3 protein-coding genes are annotated in these 3,572 nt (G+C 66.3%); all 3 read left to right on the top strand.

Annotated elements, in window-relative coordinates; genetic code table 11:
• The coding region (locus FN369_RS01370) for a site-2 protease family protein (RefSeq protein ID WP_342799702.1) at positions 1–1,182 on the top strand (1,182 nt) is incomplete at its 5' end.
• Between the two features lie 31 nt (positions 1,183–1,213).
• Positions 1,214–2,437: an acetate/propionate family kinase gene (locus tag FN369_RS01365; protein ID WP_142524422.1), complete on the top strand. Its 1,224-nt coding sequence runs from the start codon at positions 1,214–1,216 to the stop codon at positions 2,435–2,437.
• Between the two features lie 53 nt (positions 2,438–2,490).
• Positions 2,491–3,572, top strand: a 1,082-nt coding sequence (locus tag FN369_RS01360) for an aminotransferase class V-fold PLP-dependent enzyme (RefSeq protein ID WP_142524421.1), incomplete at its 3' end; no start/stop codon positions are given.

Here is a 3,572-nt window from a genome sequence, read left to right as displayed (position 1 = left end):
GGCGGCGGGACTCGCCCGGCGGGTGGTCCGGCTCGACCCGCTGATCTGCGTGAAAGGCTGACTCATATGCGATGGGCATGGAAAATCGGGGTTGTTCGCGGAATCGGCATCTACGTCCACTTCACTTTCCTACTCCTGGTCACCTGGGTGGCCGTCGGCTCCTACATGGCACGGGGGAGCGCCGCCGACGCCATCTCCTCCATCCTATTCCTGATCCCCCTCTTCGCGATCATCGTCCTCCACGAGCTCGGCCATGCGTTGACCGCGCAGCGCTTCGGGATCCAGACACGCGACATCACCCTCTATCCGATCGGGGGGGTCGCCCGGCTCGAGCGGATGCCCGACGATCCCCGACAGGAGCTCCTGGTGGCTCTCGCCGGACCGGCGGTCAACGTCGTGCTCGCCGGCTTGCTCTACCTGATCCTCGTGCTGCGTGGAACGATGGAATCGTGGAGCGCCGTCCACTGGGTCAGCGGGAACCTCCTGCTCAACCTCTTTTGGATCAACGTCGTGCTTGCCGGGTTCAATCTCCTCCCCGCCTTCCCGATGGACGGGGGGCGCATCCTGCGGGCGCTGCTCGCCACCCGGATGGACGCGGTCCGGGCGACCCAGATCGCCGCGGCCATCGGGCAGAGCATGGCGATCCTTTTCGCCGTTTTCGGCTTCCTCTCCCACAATCCCTTCCTCCTCTTCATCGCCCTTTTCGTCTGGATGGGCGCCGCCCAGGAAGCGAGCGTGGCACAGGTGAAGACGGCTCTCGCCTCGATTCCAGTCAGCCACGTGATGATGACCGAGTTCCACGTCCTGGGCCCCGACGACCCTCTCCGGGTCGCGGTCCAACATCTCCTGGCGGGCTACCACCTCGACTTTCCGGTCGTTTCGGACGGGGAGGTGCTAGGCATCCTCACTCGAAGCAATCTCGTCGAGGGGCTCTCTCGCTATGGCGAAGCGGCCCCGGTCGCCGAGGTGATGAGCCGCGATTTCCTCACCGTGGATGCGTCGGAGATGGCGGAGGTCGCGATCGCTCGCCTCCAGCAGATGGAGCAGCGCTCGGCCATCGTGGTGCGCAACGGGGAGCTTGCGGGCCTGCTCTCCCTGGAAAACATCGGGGAATTTCTCCTGATTCGCGGAGCGCTCGCTCGGAGACGGCAGGGCACCCGAACCGCCTTCCCGCTGCCGTAGAGACGCGACCTCCCCGCTCGAAAGCCATCCCATGGCCGACCCGAACAAGATCCTGACGATCAACAGCGGCTCCACGAGCCTCAAGTTCGCCCTTTTCGAGATGGCTTCCTCGGAAAAGCGCCTCCTTTCTGGAAAGATCGAGCGCATCGGAACCCCGGAGGGCCTCTGCGAAGCCAAGGACGCCCGAGGCTCGACGCTTTGGGAAGAGCATCTCCCGCTCCCCGACCATCGAGCGGGGCTCACCCGTTTCTTTTCCTGGCTCCAATCGGCGGCCCCGAGCGACGGCCTCGATGCGGTCGGCCACCGACTCGTCCACGGCGGAGCCGTCTTCGGAGCCCCTCGTCTCCTGACCGCTCCCGTGCTCCAGACGCTGCAGGATCTATCGGGTCTCGCTCCCGACCACCTCCCGCACGAGCTGGAGGCGGTCCGCTCCATTCGGAAGCTCCGGCCGGGTCTTCCCCAGGTCGCCTGCTTCGACACGGCCTTCCACCGCTCGATGCCGTTTGCCGCGCGCACCTACGCCCTCCCGCTCTCCCTCCGAAAGGAAGGGCTGGTGCGCTACGGCTTTCACGGGATCTCCTGCGAATATCTGCTTTCGGTCCTCCAGCAGATTCTGCCTCCGGAGCGGGTGCTGGGCCGAATCGTGCTCGCCCATCTGGGCGGAGGAGCGAGCATGACGGCCTTGCACGGGGGGAAGAGCATCGACACCACGATGGGCTTCACGCCGACCTCGGGACTCGTCATGGGGACCCGCTGCGGGGACATCGATCCAGGAATCGTCCTCTACCTCCTGCGGGAGAGGGGTCTACGCCTGACCACCGTCGCCCGGCTCCTCTCCGAGGAGTCGGGCCTCCTGGCCCTCTCCGAACGCTCCGGAGAGATGCGCGAGCTGTTGGCGGCCGAAGCCACAGACGAGAAGGCCGCGGCCGCGATCGAGATTTTTTGCTACCAGGCTCGGAAGTTCCTGGGCTCCTTGGCTGCGGCACTCGGAGGGCTCGATCTCCTCGTCTTCTCCGGCGGCATCGGCGAGCACGCGCCCGAGATCCGCGAGCGGATCTGCGCGCCCCTCGGCTTCCTCGGCCTCGAACTCGATCCCGAGCGCAACCGGAAGAACGAGCCCCTCCTCTCCTCCCAGGGTAGCCGCGTCGAGGTTCGCCTCATCCCGACGGACGAGGAGCTGATGATCGCCCGGCAGACACGGGCCCTGGTCCGCTCGGGTCGCGCTTCGCTCGAACCGACCTCCCCCGAGCGCTAAAAGACTTCCTTTGCCTTGCGCGGCGGAAGAACTTCATCGTACGTTTTCTCGCCATGCGCCCTCCCGAGGAGCTCCGGTCCGACTTTCCCGCTTTGGCCCAAGCGGCGCACGGCCACCCCCTCGCCTATCTCGACAACGCCGCAACGACCCAAAAGCCCAAAGCGGTTCTCGATGCGGTCCGCAGCTTCTACGAGGAGGACTACGCCAACGTCCACCGCGGCCTCTACGAGCTGAGCATCCGGGCGACCGAGGCATTTGAATCCTCCCGGCGGCGGGTCGCCGATTTTCTCGAAGCCGCATCGCCCGAGGAGATCGTCTTCACCCGGGGAACGACCGAAGCGATCAACCTGCTCGCTTCCTCTGCGGGCCGCTCCCTGCTCCGGCACGGGGATGGGGTCCTCCTCACGGAAATGGAGCACCACTCCAATCTGGTTCCCTGGCAGATGCTCGAAGCCTCGGGTATCCGCCTCCATTTCCTACCGGTGGAGGACGAGGAGGGGAGGATCGACTGGGACCGGATCGAGCAGATGGCCGAAAGGCACCGGATCCGACTGCTCGCCTTCACCCACATCTCCAACTCGCTGGGCAAGCGCAATCCCGCCGCGGAAATCTGCGCCCGGGCCCGCTCGCTCGGCATCCTGACCCTGGTCGACGCCGCCCAGAGCGCCGGCCACCGGCGCCTGAGCGTCCGGGAGATCGGCTGCGACTTTCTCGCCTTTTCCGGCCACAAGATGTGCGCTCCGACCGGGATCGGCGTTCTCTACGGCCGACAGGAGCTCTTGGCCGCCCTTCCCCCCTATCAGACGGGGGGAGAGATGGTGACCGAGGTCCGGCTCGACCGGAGCGGCTGGAAAGCGCCTCCCCACCGCTTCGAAGCGGGCACGCCCAACATCGGAGCTGCGATCGGCCTTCGGGCGGCGATCGACTACCTGCAGGCGGTTGGACTCGATGCGATCGAGAAGCGCTTGTCCTCCCTGGCCGATCTCGCTGCCTCTGGATTGGCCGCCCTTCCGGGCGTGCGGGTTCTCGGGCCCCGGGGCCATCGGGCGGGAATCGTCAGCTTCGTCCTCGAAAAGGTACACGCTCACGATCTGGTCGCCTTTCTCGATCAGGAAGGGCTCGCCCTGCGAGCCGG

Origin of the sequence: Methylacidimicrobium cyclopophantes (genome assembly GCF_902143385.2) — a bacterium.
Lineage (GTDB): Bacteria > Verrucomicrobiota > Verrucomicrobiia > Methylacidiphilales > Methylacidiphilaceae > Methylacidimicrobium > Methylacidimicrobium cyclopophantes.
Note: the sequence above shows the minus strand (reverse complement) of the source record. Positions and strands in the feature narration are given on the sequence as shown.

Bases quoted from the DNA above. Each gene is read 5' to 3' on its own strand.
- FN369_RS01365 (WP_142524422.1), top strand. From the start codon at position 1,214: ATGGCCGACCCGAACAAGATCCTGACGATCAACAGCGGCTCCACGAGC.